The organism is Bradyrhizobium sp. AZCC 2262, assembly GCF_036924535.1.
In the GTDB taxonomy this organism is placed as follows: domain Bacteria; phylum Pseudomonadota; class Alphaproteobacteria; order Rhizobiales; family Xanthobacteraceae; genus Bradyrhizobium.
This window is the reverse complement of sequence record NZ_JAZHRT010000001.1, coordinates 2,669,747-2,684,190: the sequence shown is the minus strand read 5'-3', so window position 1 is coordinate 2,684,190 and position 14,444 is coordinate 2,669,747. Positions and strand designations below refer to the sequence as shown.

14 protein-coding genes are annotated in these 14,444 nt (G+C 63.0%); 6 read left to right on the top strand and 8 right to left on the bottom strand.

The genetic code is table 11. The features are described from left to right. Positions 1-106: 106 nt before the first annotated feature. A complete protein-coding gene (locus V1283_RS12615) occupies positions 107-937 on the top strand; it encodes a HoxN/HupN/NixA family nickel/cobalt transporter (protein ID WP_334386813.1) in 831 nt (276 codons plus the stop codon). Between the two features lie 104 nt (positions 938-1,041). Here V1283_RS12615 and V1283_RS12610 read toward each other — a convergent pair whose 3' ends face one another. The 6 genes from V1283_RS12610 to V1283_RS12585 form a co-directional block, all read right to left on the bottom strand. Next, complete coding sequence (locus V1283_RS12610) at positions 1,042-2,007, bottom strand: Vgb family protein (RefSeq protein ID WP_334386812.1); 966 nt, start codon at positions 2,005-2,007, stop codon at positions 1,042-1,044. A 17-nt stretch (positions 2,008-2,024) separates the two neighbouring features. Beyond that, a complete protein-coding gene (locus tag V1283_RS12605; RefSeq protein ID WP_334386811.1) occupies positions 2,025-3,200 on the bottom strand; it encodes a WD40/YVTN/BNR-like repeat-containing protein in 1,176 nt (391 codons plus the stop codon). Positions 3,201-3,274: 74 nt separating this feature from the next. Beyond that, a complete protein-coding gene (locus tag V1283_RS12600) occupies positions 3,275-4,273 on the bottom strand; it encodes an MBL fold metallo-hydrolase (RefSeq protein ID WP_334386810.1) in 999 nt (332 codons plus the stop codon). 128 nt (positions 4,274-4,401) lie between these two features. After that, complete coding sequence (locus V1283_RS12595; RefSeq protein ID WP_334386809.1) at positions 4,402-4,956, bottom strand: hypothetical protein; 555 nt, start codon at positions 4,954-4,956, stop codon at positions 4,402-4,404. A gap of 136 nt (positions 4,957-5,092) precedes the next feature. Next, complete coding sequence (locus tag V1283_RS12590; protein ID WP_334386808.1) at positions 5,093-5,929, bottom strand: hypothetical protein; 837 nt, start codon at positions 5,927-5,929, stop codon at positions 5,093-5,095. A 242-nt stretch (positions 5,930-6,171) separates the two neighbouring features. Next, complete coding sequence (locus V1283_RS12585; protein WP_334386807.1) at positions 6,172-6,783, bottom strand: cupin domain-containing protein; 612 nt, start codon at positions 6,781-6,783, stop codon at positions 6,172-6,174. Between the two features lie 47 nt (positions 6,784-6,830). Between V1283_RS12585 and V1283_RS12580 the strand changes: the two genes are divergently transcribed. From V1283_RS12580 to V1283_RS12560, 5 genes are all read left to right on the top strand, one after another. Next, positions 6,831-8,033 (top strand): FAD-dependent monooxygenase, encoded by a 1,203-nt coding sequence (locus tag V1283_RS12580; protein WP_334386806.1) that lies wholly within the window; start codon positions 6,831-6,833, stop codon positions 8,031-8,033. 137 nt (positions 8,034-8,170) lie between these two features. After that, complete coding sequence (locus tag V1283_RS12575) at positions 8,171-9,097, top strand: Bug family tripartite tricarboxylate transporter substrate binding protein (protein ID WP_334386805.1); 927 nt, start codon at positions 8,171-8,173, stop codon at positions 9,095-9,097. 279 nt (positions 9,098-9,376) lie between these two features. Beyond that, complete coding sequence (locus tag V1283_RS12570; RefSeq protein WP_334386804.1) at positions 9,377-9,835, top strand: hypothetical protein; 459 nt, start codon at positions 9,377-9,379, stop codon at positions 9,833-9,835. A 226-nt stretch (positions 9,836-10,061) separates the two neighbouring features. Continuing rightward, on the top strand, positions 10,062-10,754 hold the full coding sequence (locus tag V1283_RS12565; protein WP_334386803.1) for a response regulator transcription factor: 693 nt from the start codon (positions 10,062-10,064) through the stop codon (positions 10,752-10,754). Further along, positions 10,741-12,120 carry an ATP-binding protein gene (locus V1283_RS12560; protein ID WP_334386802.1) on the top strand — a complete coding sequence of 460 codons (1,380 nt, stop codon included), beginning with the start codon at positions 10,741-10,743 and terminating at the stop codon, positions 12,118-12,120. The genes V1283_RS12565 and V1283_RS12560 overlap by 14 nt, the downstream gene beginning before the upstream one ends. A 40-nt stretch (positions 12,121-12,160) precedes the next feature. On the opposite strand, the gene V1283_RS12555 is transcribed toward V1283_RS12560, so the two are convergent. Then, complete coding sequence (locus V1283_RS12555) at positions 12,161-13,186, bottom strand: hypothetical protein (RefSeq protein WP_334386801.1); 1,026 nt, start codon at positions 13,184-13,186, stop codon at positions 12,161-12,163. Positions 13,187-13,190: 4 nt separating this feature from the next. After that, on the bottom strand, positions 13,191-14,411 hold the full coding sequence (locus tag V1283_RS12550) for a vanadium-dependent haloperoxidase (protein ID WP_334386800.1): 1,221 nt from the start codon (positions 14,409-14,411) through the stop codon (positions 13,191-13,193). Positions 14,412-14,444: the final 33 nt, after the last annotated feature.

Genomic DNA, 14,444 nt, shown 5'->3' with positions numbered 1-14,444 from the left:
AAGTGACGAATTCAACCCGTAGTCTCTTGGCCGCCTTGATGGGATTCTTGACCGAGTTAAAGTGGCAAATTCCACGGCCGTAGCCGGCCAACTGACGGTTGCCTCAATGCGGGAACTCCTGTTCTTCGTCGTGTCGAGCTTCTGGGCGGGCGCCGCGCATGCGGCCACGCCGGGTCACGGCAAGACGATCGCGGCCGCCTACATCGTTGGCGCGCGCGGCAAGCCGATCGACGCGGTGATCCTCGGAATTTTCGTCACGCTGTCCCACACCAGCGGAATCGTGCTGGTCGGCGTGCTCGCCTCGCTCGGCTCGACCTGGCTCCGGCCGCAGCGCATCGAGGCCTACCTGGCGGCCGCGGTCGGCATCCTGGTGATCGTGCTCGGCCTATGGATGCTGTGGACGCAGCGCGATCTGGTGGCGCTCGCGATGGGCGAGCCAGGCGATGCCGCCAATCGAGCGGATGCTCATGCGCAGGACCATGCTCACGACCACGCGCATGACGCGGCTCACGACCACCCGCCTGGCCATGGGCACGGCGAGCCTGTGGTCTGGCACAGCCACGGATTCGGCAAGGTCCACGCCCACCGGCTGGATGTCGTGGCCGAAAACCGTCCGAAACTGCCAGTGCTGCTGGCGCTGGGTATTGCGGGCGGCCTACTCCCCGATCCGGCCGCGCTCGCGCTGCTGCTCGGCGCGCTGTCGAGCGGAAAAGTCCTGCTCGGCCTGGTCACCGTCGTGGTGTTCAGCCTCGGCTTCGCGGCGACGCTCGTGGTGGTCGGCATCGTTGCCGCGAAGGTCGGCGAGAAGGTGCTCGACTGGCTGGCCAGCATCTGGATGATCCGCCTGCAGATCGCCACCAGCCTGCTGATCGTCGGCATGGGCGTGGTGCTGACCATCCGCGCGGTGTCCGAGCTGGCAGCGCTGCCGGCGGGCTAAATGTCCAGTAGCTCCGATTCCGAAGTTCGCACCACCGAGCGGCGCATCCTACGGGGTTTGCCGCGAGTACCATAGGAACTCCAAATCCACCTTGAAATCCACTGCTACCGCGCACGGGCATACCTGGCCGGCAGCATGCCGACATATCCGCTGATGTCGGCGTACCAGACATTGCCGTCGCGATCGACGGCGACGCTGAATGGCCGGGCATTGTCGCGGGGGAGCGCAAAGGCCGTGATGCGGCCGTCGCGCAACCGCCCGAGGCTTGCGCTGCGCATCATGCCGAACCAGACGTCGTCGTTGGGAGCTACGGCAATGCCGCTGAGGCCTGCATTTTCTCGAGCCGCCTCGACATCCCAGAATTGTCCATCCTTGAAGCGCCCGATGCGATTGGCGCGGAACTGCAGGAACCACACCGAGCCGTCGGAGCCGACGGCGACATCCGTCGGTACGGCGCCGCGGCGCGGGAGATCGAATGTCCTGCTGGTACCGTCGGCGGCGAGGTTGAGCAGCTGGTTGCCGTTCTGCAGCGTCGCCCATATGGCGCCGTCGGCCGTCACTGCGACCCCATAGGGTCCGCCGCGGGCGGAATCGATCTGGTGGCGGGTAAAAACGCCGTCCTTCAGCCGGGTCACGCCATAGCCGGTCGGCTCGGCGAACCAGGCTGCGCCGTCGGGCGCGAGCGCCAGCCGCCCGGGGCGCGCGATCGGGGTGTCCAGCGTAAACCGCGCGATCTCGCCGGCGCTGCTGACGCGCGCGATGGCGCGGGCGGCGAGGTCGGTGTACCAGGCGCTGCCGTCGGCCGCCACCGCCAGGCCGAGCGGCTCGACGTTGCGGTTTGTCGTCGGCAGCCGCTCGACGCGGCCGTCGCGCAGACGGCCGATCGAATCGGCATGGTCGATGGTGAACCAGATGCTGCCGTCGGCGCCCGCCGCAATCGCGATCGGCGCATCCTGCGGCTCGCTCATGCGGTACTCGACGAATTTTTGCACCGGCACGGCGCGCATCATGAGAAACGCGACTCCCGCCAACACCGCGATGCCGAGTACCGCGGCTGATATTCGCAGCATCAGCGGCCATGCGCGGATCATCGCGGCGAATGTGCGGTGGCGCGCCGGCGCGACAGGTGCCGTGCCGCGAGAACGCCGCCGATCAGCATCAGCACACAGAACGAGAGCCCGCCGGCGAGGCTGATCGTGTCGATGCGCGCCAGCAGGTTGCCGCCTTCGACGGCCGTGCGCCAGACTTCGGCATAGGGCATCAGCGAGAACACCGCATAGATCACACCCGCATCGTTCGGATCGCGGGCAAGCGGCCCGGCCTCGATATGGATCGGAAGGTTGTCTTCTTTTGGCGCCCAGGTTTGACCGCCGTCCTCGCTGCGATAGACGCCACGATCGGAGGAGACCACGAGCGTGATTGCGTCGGCGCTCGCCGCGATGCCGCGCACCCTCGCTCCCGCCAGAGGCAGCGAACGTCCGATGGAATGCCAATCGGCGCCGAGGTTATCGCTGACGACGATCCGGCCGCCTGCCGCCGCCCAGATGCGTTGCGGCCGCGTCGCATCGGCCGCGATCATGTCGACCGGCGCATCCGCGCCGCCGAAACCGGTATTGCGCCAGTTGCGCCCTCCATCGTCGCTGATCATCGCCCGGCTGTCGATCACGGCCGCCAGAAGTTCGGCCGATCCCGGGATCGCCACCAGCGCCGTCATCTCGCTCGTTTGCGACAATCCGGGCATGACAGCAAAGCTGCGGCCGCCATCCTGGCTCGCGAACAGCCGGCTGCGGCCGAGCAGATAGAAGCGATCCTTCGCTGCACCCGCGACCAGCGCCCGCGCAGGGATCGCGGAAGAAGGCGCTTCGGCGCGCCGCCAGCCGTTCTGGTTACGAAGAAAAACGCCGCTGGTGGCCGCACACATGGCCAGTTCACCGTCCGACGAGAAGGCGAGCGCAAACACCGCGCCGATGATGACGTCGCGCCCCTCCGGCACCCAGCTGCGCCCGCCATTGCGCGAACTCAGGATACCGAGATCGGTGCCGACCAGCAGGTGCGATGAATCGCGTGGATCGACAGCAATGACGAGCGCCGCATTGAGAAACAGACCGACATCCGCATTGAGCCAGGCCGCGCCGAGATCGCGGGAACGAAACACGCCGCCATAGCTGCTCGGATCATGCGACGACGCACTGCCGGGCAGCAAGAACAGCATGCAGGCAAGCGCGAACGCCAACTGACGCACCCATAGGGCCAACTGGCGCAACCCGATCTGCTTTTTTCCAGCTTCAATAAGAAGCGGTCGGGGTGGGAAGGCTGGTCCCACCCCGAGCACACCATTCATGGCTTGCGCGATTTCTCACCCGGCGCCAGTGCAATTTCGGCCATCCGTCCGCCGTTCAACGCGACCCAGGAATTCTTCGTCAGCGGATATTTGTCGGTGTAGCTCAGCGGCTCGTGGGCGGCGACGCAGTTGTTGTAGCCGCCGGTGATCTTGTAGCACTTCTCGTAGGAGAGAAACTGCTGGACCGTGTCGGTCTGCTGCACGTTCGCCGTCATCCAGTCGCGGATGCCCTCGTAGGACGAGAACGCATCCGAGCCGAACACCAGCTTGCCGATGCTGGTCGGCACCTCGAGCAGCTGCGAGCCGGCGGTATGGGCGCGGAACGCCGGATGAATCCGCACGCCCGGCAGGATCTCCATCTCGCCGTCGACGATCACCGCCTTGCCCTTCAGCACCTTGCCGTAGACTTCCTCGATGGTGAGCGGCATGTAGCCGCAAGCAGGCGTACGATTGCAGCCGCCGGGATCGGAGTTGACCGCCCGGATGTGCGGCTCCGGATAGTTGAGCGCCCACTCGATCGCCTTGAGTTCCTCGCGCTGGACGTAGAGTACGGCATTAGGCAGGTCGGACAATTGGCCGGCGTGATCCCAGTGGGCGTGGCCGATCACCACCTTGGTGACATCGGCGGCATTCAAGCCGAGAACCTTCAACTGGTCCGGCAGCGGAGCCCAGTGTTCCGACCCGGTCATCTTCAGATAGTCCTGCTGCTTCCAGCCGGTATCATACAGGATCAACTCGTTGCCGCACTTGATCACGCCGATGTTGACCGGCAGATCGACGCTCGGAATGTTGCTCTCGGGCTTGGTACTGCCGGGCACGAAAGCACGATCCGGCATGAACGATCCGAACGGGACGTTCATGAAACGGCTGCTCTCGATCAGCCATGCCGAGCAGACCGGTTGCTGGGCCTGCGCCGCCGCGCTGAACAGGCACGCCAGCCCCGCCATCATTGCGGCCCACGCAAACGGACGGGTTCGTAATGCACGCTTTCTCATTGTCTTCCTCCCTGCAGCTTCTTTGAGCTTTCCTGATTGAGATTGGACTGCGCTTGTTTCTTCTCCTGCGATTCGGTGGCCTTATCTTGTCTCGATGCGAACCGGCCTCCACTTCGGCCGAAAACGCTTCAATGCGGCTTGTATTGTCCCGGCCACAGCACTTCGCCGACGCGCAGCATGTCTTCGGAAGCCTTCACATCCATGCGGTGGGCCTCGCCGAGACGTTGCGCGTCGCCATCCTCGGTGAATTTCAGTATTTCGGCGGCGGCATTGGCGTAGAGCGCCATGGCGTCGACATATTGCGCTTGCGTCCCGGACAGCGACGGCGGCGCATTCATGGTGCGGACCTGCGTTTCGGCGTCATGAAAGAATTTCGCCAGCGGCTCGATCTTTCGTGCGAACGCGCGTGGGTCCCGATCGTCGGTCTGATAGGAGATGCCGGCAAAGCTCATCGCTACCGCCGACCGGGTTGCCTCCCGGTGGAGGGCCCACAATTCTGTCGCGAAGCGTTCCTCGTCCGCGGTCAATGCCGGCGGCTGGGTTTTCTCGGTTCGTGCTCCGCTGGTTTGCGCCGTGCGTTCCGCCACCGGCCGCGGCCGTATCTCGTGCAGCCACGCAGCACCGGTGGTTGCTGCGAGCGCCACAACGACGCCGACCAGCAACAACGGCCGCCTACCGGGCATGCCGATCGTCCGAATGGCGCATCCTCCATTCTATTTGTTTGTTGCGACACTGTATCCCTCGGTTTCCGCGGCGGTCAACCGAAACAGGTCTTGCGGAAACGCATGTTGCCGTTGATCGCGAGTCGTGCGCCAGCCGTCAGCGCGGTTCCCAACTCGGCGCGTCGGTGAACAGGCCGCCTTCGGCAAAGCCGATGCCGTAGATCAGGATCACTCCGAAGACGAAGCTGATCAGGCCCGACGCCACACGGAGCCGCCAATTGAATTTCGGCAAATTGACGGCGGTGAACGCGAACGGCGCTGACAAGATCAGCGTGATCAGCATCATACCGACCACAGTGCCGAGCCCGAACAGCAGCAGATAGCCAAGCGCTGCGACCGGTTCACGGATGATGGACAGCACCATCAGGGCTGCGGCAGCCGATCCTGCAAGACCGTGCACGAGGCCGACCACGAACGGTCGCAGCCACTGATAGAACGCCATTCGCCCAAACGCACTGCGGTCGAGCCGCGCCAGCGGCGTCTGGTCTTCGGCGTGCCCGTGCGCATCCGGGTCATGACCGTGCGGGTGCATGTGCACATAGTCGCCATGCGCATGCAGGTGATCGTGAAGGTCGTGCGCATGTCCGCCGGGGATGTTCGCATGGGCATGGGCTGCGCCGACCGCCCGGCCCATCCCGGTCAAGGTGAGAATGCCGAGCAGGACCAGCATGATGCCGACGGCGAATTCCATCGACAGACCGAGCTTTGGCGGGATCACGACCCCGAACACGATGATCGCCGCGCCGACCGCCATCACCGTCATGGTGTGCCCGATGCCCCAGGCGGCGCCGATCAGCGCCGAGCCCGTCATGCTGCGCTCGCGACTGACGATCGTGGCAATGGCGACCACGTGGTCGGCGTCGGTCGCATGCCGCATCCCGAGGAAGAAGCCGAGAAACAGGAAGGACACAACGTTCAGGGCAGTTCCGGTCATTGCGCACGTACCAAAATGGCGATCCCCGGCCAGTATTAAACAGCATTTAGACCCAACACCAATCCCCTATGCGCGTGCGCCCGTGACACGGCCGCGGTGCGGGGCTTGGCAGCCGGCCCCGCGTGCTCCTGGAACGGCGTGATGTCAATTTCCGGGAGTAAAACGGACATCCCGCAGCCGGGCCATCACGTCCGCTGATCACCCGAAGTGGGCCTACATCTGCTGCCGTCAGCGAGGTGCCATTATCTGTATTCCGTCGCATATCTTGCGGCGATCTCATGGACCTGCTCCCGACTGAGCTGCTTCGGCGGTACGCCGGGTGGATTGCAGGTTTCGCGGAAAAAACCGTCGAGGCCGGCAGGCGCCATGATCCAGAGCAGCAGTAGTTCGCGATCAGGATTGGCGAAGCCATGCCAAGCGTTCCTGGGAATGAATATCGTTCCGCCCTTCTCAAAAGGATGCCCTATATCATTCAGCGTGAAAATCCCGCTGCCTTCCAGAACGTAAAACGCCTCGTCCATCCGGAAGTGTCGGTGGATTGGGATGCCTGCACCGACCGGCACCTGCTGGGTCCCCAGCGAGAGATTGTCGGAGCGTGTGGCAGAGCCGATCTTGATGAAAATTCTGCCGCCGTCGCGCCAATGAATGAGATGCTCGCCCTCGTTGGGACCGAGCACGTATCCCCGCAACGTCGCGGCCTGGACTTCGCCGTTGCTCATGACGACCTCCTCAGAAGGTTCATCGAGCCTATGTCGAAAACGCGGAGCCGTCGACTTCGGTTGCTGGTCTTTGGCGGACACTCCAAGGGCATGCGGCCAGTCTTGCGGGACAGCCTGAAAACCGCGAATATTCACGACAGTTGGGGAGCATCCGCGGGACCCCGGTTTGAGGACAATGAATCGTGGCCAACAAAAACAAAAAGGTTCTCATCGCGGGCGGAGGCATCGGCGGAATCACCGCGTTGCTGGCGCTCCGCCAGCGCGGCATCGCCGCCGAGCTATTCGAGCAAGCCACCGCCTTCGGTCAGGTGGGCGCCGGCCTTCAGGTCAGCGGCAATGCAACGCGGATTCTGCGGGCGCTTGGCCTCGGTGATGCACTGGCACGCGTCGCATATTATCCGGAGGGACGTGACTATCGCGCCTGGGACAACGGTGGTCGTCTCTACTACACGCCGCTCGGCGAGCGGGCGGAAGCACGTTTTGGTGCGCCGTATTACACCGCGCACCGGGCCGACTTGCTCGATGTTCTGCTTGGCGGACTTGAAACAGGAAGTTTCCATCTCGGATCTCGTATCGAGCGCTTCGATCAGGATGACGACGGCGTCACCATTACGCTGGCGGATGGAAGCACCGCAACCGGAGACGTCCTTATCGGCGCCGACGGAATTCATTCCATGGTGCGTGGGCAAATGTTTGGTGCGGAACTGCCTCGATACACCGGCAACGTCGCCTGGCGCGGACTTGTGCCGGCCGAGCGTGTCGCACACCTTGATGTTGCCAAGGTCGCCGGCGTGTGGATGGGGCCGAACCGCAGCATCGTCCAGTACTACGTCGCGGCAGGAAAGACCTTCAATTGGATCGGCATCAGCCGATCGGAACAGCCGGCACGGGAATCCTGGCTGGCTGAGGGGCGCATCGAGGATGCGCTGGCCGAATATGCCGGCTGGCACGACACCATTCGTACCATCATCGCGGCGACGCCGCGCGTGCTCCGCCAGGCGCTATATGATCGCGAGCCCCTGCCCGACTGGCGGATCGGACGGGTGGTCTTGCTGGGCGACGCGGCCCATCCGATGATGCCATTCTACGCGCAGGGCGCGGCGCAGAGCATCGAGGACGCGTACGTTCTGGCCGGCTGTCTCGCCGCATCGTCGGACGATCCGGTCGCAGCCCTCGAACGTTACGTGAAACTCCGCCAGCCGCGCACCGCCTGGATGCAAGGGCTTGCCCGCCGCGAAGAGCAACTCTACCAGACGAGCGATGCCTCCGAGATCGCGGCGCGCAATGCGCGTATGCGCGCGAACCGAATCCCGGAATCAGCAACCTTCCCCCCGGAACAGGAGCGGCTGTACGGTTACGACGCCGAGGCGATCTTGCGGGAATAGGTGAAATAGCGATGCGCTCAAATGTCGTGGTCGTCGCCACAAGGCAAGTAAAGGACGTCCGGCAGTCAAAAGATTCATTTCGCGCTGGCCGGAGGTCATTTTTGTCGCACTGCGCGGCCGCAATCCTGGCGGTCTCAATGCCGGCTCATGCTGGCGCGAGCTCGGACTACCCCAACCGGCCGGTTCAGGTCTATGTGCCATTTGCCGCTGGCAGCGCGAGCGACGTCATAACGCGAATCCTGCTTGGCAGGATGGCAACATCTCTGGGCCAAAACTTCGTGGTCGAAAATCGCCCTGGGGCGGGAGGGAACACCGGTACGGCAGCGGCCGCGCGCGCTGCGCCGGACGGCTATACGCTGGTGATGAGTACTTCCGGGCCGCTGGCTGCAAACAAAGCTCTGTTCAAGGAACTCGGTTACGATCCGCAGAAGGACTTTGCACCAATCTGTCTGTTCGCCGCTCTTCCCAATATCGTCGTTATCAACGCGAAACTGCCGCCCAAAACGCTCCTCGACCTGATCAATTATGCGAAGGAACACCCCAAGCAGCTCAATTACGGCTCGGTTGGCGTGGGCTCCTCGCAACATCTGGCCGGCGCCTATTTCGAACAACTCACCGGAACGCAACTTGTCCACGTCCCTTACAGGAACATTGCGAGCTATACGCCCGACTTCATCTCCGGTCAGGTCCCCGTCGGATTTCAACTCCTGCCGAACGTTCTTGGCCTGATAAAGAACGGCGATGCGCGTGCTCTTGCCGTGGCCGGCAACAAACGTATGACGGCATTGCCCGATGTGCCGACGGCGGCCGAGGCCGGCCTGCAAGGTTACGAGAGTTCTGCGTGGCTTGCGTTGCTTGCACCCGCCAACATGGACAAGGCTCTCGTCGATAAGTTGTACGCCGCAGCACAGGGTGCCACGAAAGATCCGAAGGTGCGTGCGCTCTTCGCCGAGCAAGGCGCTGAACCGACGGACCTCGGTCCGGAAGACCTTAAAAAATTCATGGCGTCGGAGATTTTGAAATGGTCCGAGGTCATCGGAAAAATGGGGATTGCTCCGATGTAGCCAACAAGTGCCAAACAGCGTGCAATGCCCGCTATTGGCACTTTGCCGCTCGTCCATCCGTGAGGCACCGATCGCCTGAGCCTTCCGGTCCGATAGGCCGGCCATCGCAAGGCTGCAGCAACGCCGCTTGAAACGGCGGCATTGCTTCGTGTGGCGAAACTAACTTCCGTGTCAGAAACTGTCGCATTATTCATTTGAAATCACTGGATCATTTGGGTCTGCTGATGGTCTTCTTTTTTGCGACCGTATCGGTCGCTGCAATTCAACACGGAGGTTGGGATGAACAACAAGCTCCTTAAGTGCCTCACCGCGGGTGCGATGGTTGCGGCGCTTGCGCTTGCGTCACCCGTGCTCGCTCGCGGTGGCGGTGGCGGTGGCGGCCATGGTGGTGGCGGCGGCGGTCATGGTGGTGGCGGCATGCATGGGGGTGGAGGTGGAATGCATTTTGGTGGCATGGGCGGCGGCATGCGTGCCGGCGGCATGGGTTTCGCAGGCAGCCGGATCGGCTTCGCAGGCAGCCGGGTCGGGTTCGCAGGTAGCCGCTTCGCGGGTCCGCGTTTTGCGCATGCAGGGTTTGCCCATCACGGCCGGTTCTTCCATCACCGCCACCATCGCTTTGCGTTCATTGGTGTTGGTGTGCCCTACGCCTACGCCGCCTACGACGGCTGCTGGCGCAGGACGTGGTCGCCATACGGACCGCGATGGGTGAACATCTGCGGCGACTACGGCTACTACTGAAGCGTATCGCGATTGAGGCAATGAAGCTGCCATATTGAGTCCGGGTCCCAGCGGGTCTCTGCCGTCCGTGCGCTAGGATCCAGACATGGTGATGGTCGCCGCCAGCGCACGGTCCCGAAAAAGGATCCGGTCCCAGTGGGTGGCGACCGTCACCTTGTTCACGTAACCTTCAGACTACATGAGCGAGTCTCCAGCTGCCTGGGCAGTGGTTCGGAGACGTAAGACCATGACGGGAAGTCATCGGCGCATTCTGGTCGTTGAGGATGACCCGGAAACCGCCGACCAACTCGTGGAATCGCTCAAGACTAGCGGTTACAAGGTGGATTTGGCCACCAGCGGCAACGAAGCGCTGAGTCGCGGCGCCACGGGCGGCTATGCCGTCATCACGATCGACCGCATGCTGCCCGATATCGACGGCATTGCCGTCATGCGTCAGTTCCGTGATGATGGCATCGCCGCACCCATCCTGATCGTCAGTGCACTCGGAGAAGTCGACGATCGGGTGCGCGGCTTGCGTGCCGGCGGCGATGACTATCTGGTCAAGCCTTTTTCGTTCGTCGAACTCCTGGCGCGGGTCGAGGCGCTTGGCCGACGCAGTGACACCATTGTCAAGGAGACGATCTTGCGTGTCGGCGATCTCGCGCTCGACCTGGTGTCGCGGACCGCCAGCCGGCGTGGCAAGGATATTGTGCTTTTTCCCCGGGAGTTTCAGCTCCTCGAGTATCTGGTGCGCAACGAAGGCCGCGTCGTATCCCGGGCAATGTTGCTGCAGCACGTCTGGGACCTTCATTTCGATCCCTCCACAAATATCATCGACGTCTATGTCGGGCGCGTGCGTCGCAAGGTCGACGGCCAGCAGGCCTATCCGCTGATCCACACGGTTCGCGGCACAGGGTACTGTCTCCGTGCTCCTGGCTAAGACCTTAACGTCATCGACATTCAGGCTGGCGCTGATCGCGATCGGGACCTTCGGCGTGATCGTGTCGGCCATTTTCAGCTACGTCTACCTGTCCACCTCCTCCTATGTGCGCAGCCGGTCGGATCGCGCCATCGTGACCGAGTATTTGAGCCTGAAGCGCGCCTACGAGCGGTCCGGGCGCGATGGGCTGATCGCCTTGATCCAGGAACGCATCGCCGACAGCAGTTTTGCAGACAACGTATATATCCTGGCCGATCCTTCCCTGGTCACGCTGGCCGGCAATCTCAAGACATGGCCATCGACGGCCACTGCCGCCGAAGGATGGATAGAGTTTCGCGCGCCGGAGCCGTTCCCCAATGCGACAACCCGGCCGCTGCTGCGGGCCATGCTCGGAACATTTCCGAGCCGCGATCGTCTGCTGGTGGGAAGGGATATCAGCGAGCTCGACGGCTTTGCCGACCAGATCAAGACGGCCGTGATCTCGGGCATTGTACTGATATTCGTGCTTGCGGGGGTCGCGAGCGTCCTCGTGACGCGCCGGACGGTGGGGCGGATTGAATCGATCAACGCCACCAGCCGGGCCATCATGCAGAGCGGCCTGGATCAGCGCATTCCGCTCCGCGGCACCCATGACGAATGGGATCGCGTCGCGGAGAACCTTAACCAGATGCTGAACCGCATCGAAACATTGATGGGAGAGGTCAAGCAGGTGAGCGACAATGTCGCGCACGACCTCCGCACGCCGCTGACGCGCATGCGCGGACGGCTGGAGAAGGCCTATCACGGTCAGCGCATCGGCGAGGACGACCAGGCGCTGATCGGCGATACGATCGCCGACCTCGATGCCGTATTGCGGATATTCTCGTCGCTCACGCGGATTGCGCAAATCGAAACCCAGGCACGAAAGGGCGCGTTCCGCACCGTGAACCTGGCGGAAATCGCCGGCGAGGTTGTGGAGCTGTACGATGCCGCGGCCGAACAGGAGGGCACCCGTCTCACCGTCGTCGGCGATCGCGAGGTGCTGGTGACCGGCGATCGCGACCTGATCTTCGATGCCGTCGCCAATCTCGTGGACAATGCGATCAAGCATGGCCGCGCCGGGGGGCAAGTCGTGGTCGCGAACGAAAACATCGATGACAGACCGGTCATCTCGATCGCCGATGACGGGCCCGGAATTCCCCCTCACGAATACGAGCAGGTTTTCAAGCGCTTTTACCGGCTCGAACACAATCGTTACACGCCGGGAAACGGGCTGGGGCTCAGCCTGGTCGCTGCCGTCGCCCATCTTCACGGCGCGCGGATCGAAATGCTTGATAACTCGCCGGGTCTCAAGCTCAAACTCTGGTTTTCCGCGCCGATCCGTTAGCCGCGAATAGTCAAGGCGCAACGCGGTCTGCGAGCCAAGCTCAATCGCGGTGTGCCGCCTCCCAATCTTTTGCAGCCTTCACCGATTCTTCAAAAGCTGCGCCGCTTTCGAGCAGCGCACGTTTGAGCGCGGGCTCGAGCGGCTGTTCGGCGCCGGTATCGTCGAGTGGCATCCTGTCCTCACGCACCGCTTTCATCAACCGGGCAATCTCGCCTGCCGCGTGGGCCGGTGTGTGCAGCAGGACCAGCCGGCGCATCGGCATGGGGTTGTTGGGCACGTGACAATTATCGCATTGCGCGTCCCGCATCCGCAGCGCCATCGTCCTGTAGGTGGAGTCGAGCTCTGCCAGATAGGGATTGTTTTGCCGGAACAAGCCGTCGAATAGTGTCACGCGCGGCTGGATGCGTCCGTCCTTGTCCATCCACATCCACTTGCCATCGAATTTGGGCCGTATCGGTTGCGTGGTGACAACAGGGCTGTCGCTGCCCCGTTCGGTAAATTGCCCGATGACGATCTTCGCGGTCTTCGGATTGACCCAGAGCAGAACCGAATTCGCGGCCTGATAAACACCCCACTTCGCCTCTTCGTGCCAGAACGGATACGGAAACTGCCCGGGCGGCAACAGGTTGCGGAATCCTGCCCGCAGACGGATCAGGTACAATCGTTCGCGCTCGACGTACTCAGTGGTGTATTCGCCGCTGTACATGAACAGCGAGAGATAAAGGCCGACAATCACATCGGGCGCAAACTGCGTGAGATTGGTATTCTTGAGCGCCGCCCCGGCGTCCTGATTCCGGCGGCCCCACAGTAGCCTCGGCGCGAGGCTGCGCCGCAGTGCGGAGTCGCCGAACAGGCTGCGCCGGCATCGGTCGAAGGCTGCCTGGTCCGAGGGTGAAGCAGGCGGACAGATTTGCTGCAACTCGAGCGCGACCTCGGAGGCCATCTGCGCGATCTGGGGAGTAAGGTCGGGCAGATCGTCGTCAATCTCGGCGGCATCAGCGGCAAGGAAGGTGGCAAGCAGCAGCGCGCCGCCGGTCACCAAGCGCCGTGAGATGGCGCCGAACATGGGCCTACCGCGTCGGCTTGATGTAATTTGCCACGAGATGATCGGATATCTTGCGACCCATCGCTTCTCCGACCTCCAGCGAATTGCGGAAATGAATGCCGCCCCAGATGCGCACCTCTTTGTGCTCCTGGTCCATCTGCGCAAAGCTGGTGAATTGGCGTGACAGACGCGCGTCGGAAATATCGGTCGCGACGAAGCCTTCCGGCCCGCTGCCGAATACAGCCTCCAGAATTCCTCGCGCCGCACCCGCGTTGATCCCCGCCTGCGATGGGTATTCCGGATGCATCGGCGTGGTGTTCAGAGGCTGCCAGCCGGCGTCGCGTTCAGTTGCATCGTTGCCGTCCTGGTCGCCGTTGCGGATCGCGGTGATCGGCCGCCAGAAATTGTATTGGAATTTGGCGTCCCAATCGACGATGAAGCAATTGGCGAGAGCCATGGACATCAGTGCGAACACCCGCGCGCTTTCCGCCACCGAGAGTTCGCGACGCGCGGAGGCTTGCCTAGCCGCCTGAAACCACGCGGGCCCGAGGTTGGCCTGTGTCCAGAAGCGCACGGCGTCGGACTGCGCGTCGGTCCGCTTGGTGCTTTTCAGTCCGCCCATGTCCTTGGTTTCGTTGAAATCGCGCGCGTAAAGAGCACTGTTGAGGGCCGGCGGCGGCGCCGGGCGGAACTGACTCGCGCTGTCCATGCCCCACGGCTTGGCCGTCGCATATTGCGGGAAGAGCGGCGGCGTGGTCGGCACCCAGACGCCAGGCGTGGTAAGCGGGCGGTATGTGTCGGGCGCGTTTGTCGCGTCGCTCTGGCGTTCGGTGAAAACGGCGGCCGCAATTTTTTCGCCTAAAGCAATACCCGCAACCCGTGCGGGATTGTCCGGAATGGTCTGCATCGTCTCCGTGAAGGCCGCATCAATCCGCGCCTTCTGGCCGGGATACTGACGCGTGAGAATTTCGCGTGCAGCCGCTGCTGCCGCGGCCTCGGCCGAGGCGTTTGGGTCGATTGGAAGCTCCGTCGTGTAACGCGAATATCGGTTCTGCACCGAGTTGACGGCGTCTGACATCGACACGTTCACCAGGGCCATGCTGCGCGTCCAGGGATTACCGGCCACGTTGACCGCCTTCATCACGTCCATGGCGGTGTTATTCCAGTCGGCGATGACGTCCGCTCGGATCGGCGTATTGGCTGAAATGAGGGCCAAGCCGACGATTGCAGCTTTCAGCACATTCATCGTTGCCTCCTTCGAAAAGTTGGATTTTCGAAC

Bases quoted from the DNA above. Each gene is read 5' to 3' on its own strand.
- V1283_RS12615 (WP_334386813.1), top strand. From the start codon at position 107: ATGCGGGAACTCCTGTTCTTCGTCGTGTCGAGCTTCTGGGCGGGCGCC.
- V1283_RS12610 (WP_334386812.1), bottom strand. From the start codon at position 2,007: ATGCTGCGAATATCAGCCGCGGTACTCGGCATCGCGGTGTTGGCGGGA.
- V1283_RS12600 (WP_334386810.1), bottom strand. From the start codon at position 4,273: ATGAGAAAGCGTGCATTACGAACCCGTCCGTTTGCGTGGGCCGCAATG.
- V1283_RS12595 (WP_334386809.1), bottom strand. From the start codon at position 4,956: ATGCCCGGTAGGCGGCCGTTGTTGCTGGTCGGCGTCGTTGTGGCGCTC.
- V1283_RS12590 (WP_334386808.1), bottom strand. From the start codon at position 5,929: ATGACCGGAACTGCCCTGAACGTTGTGTCCTTCCTGTTTCTCGGCTTC.
- V1283_RS12575 (WP_334386805.1), top strand. From the start codon at position 8,171: ATGCCGGCTCATGCTGGCGCGAGCTCGGACTACCCCAACCGGCCGGTT.
- V1283_RS12570 (WP_334386804.1), top strand. From the start codon at position 9,377: ATGAACAACAAGCTCCTTAAGTGCCTCACCGCGGGTGCGATGGTTGCG.
- V1283_RS12565 (WP_334386803.1), top strand. From the start codon at position 10,062: ATGACGGGAAGTCATCGGCGCATTCTGGTCGTTGAGGATGACCCGGAA.
- V1283_RS12555 (WP_334386801.1), bottom strand. From the start codon at position 13,186: ATGTTCGGCGCCATCTCACGGCGCTTGGTGACCGGCGGCGCGCTGCTG.
- V1283_RS12550 (WP_334386800.1), bottom strand. From the start codon at position 14,411: ATGAATGTGCTGAAAGCTGCAATCGTCGGCTTGGCCCTCATTTCAGCC.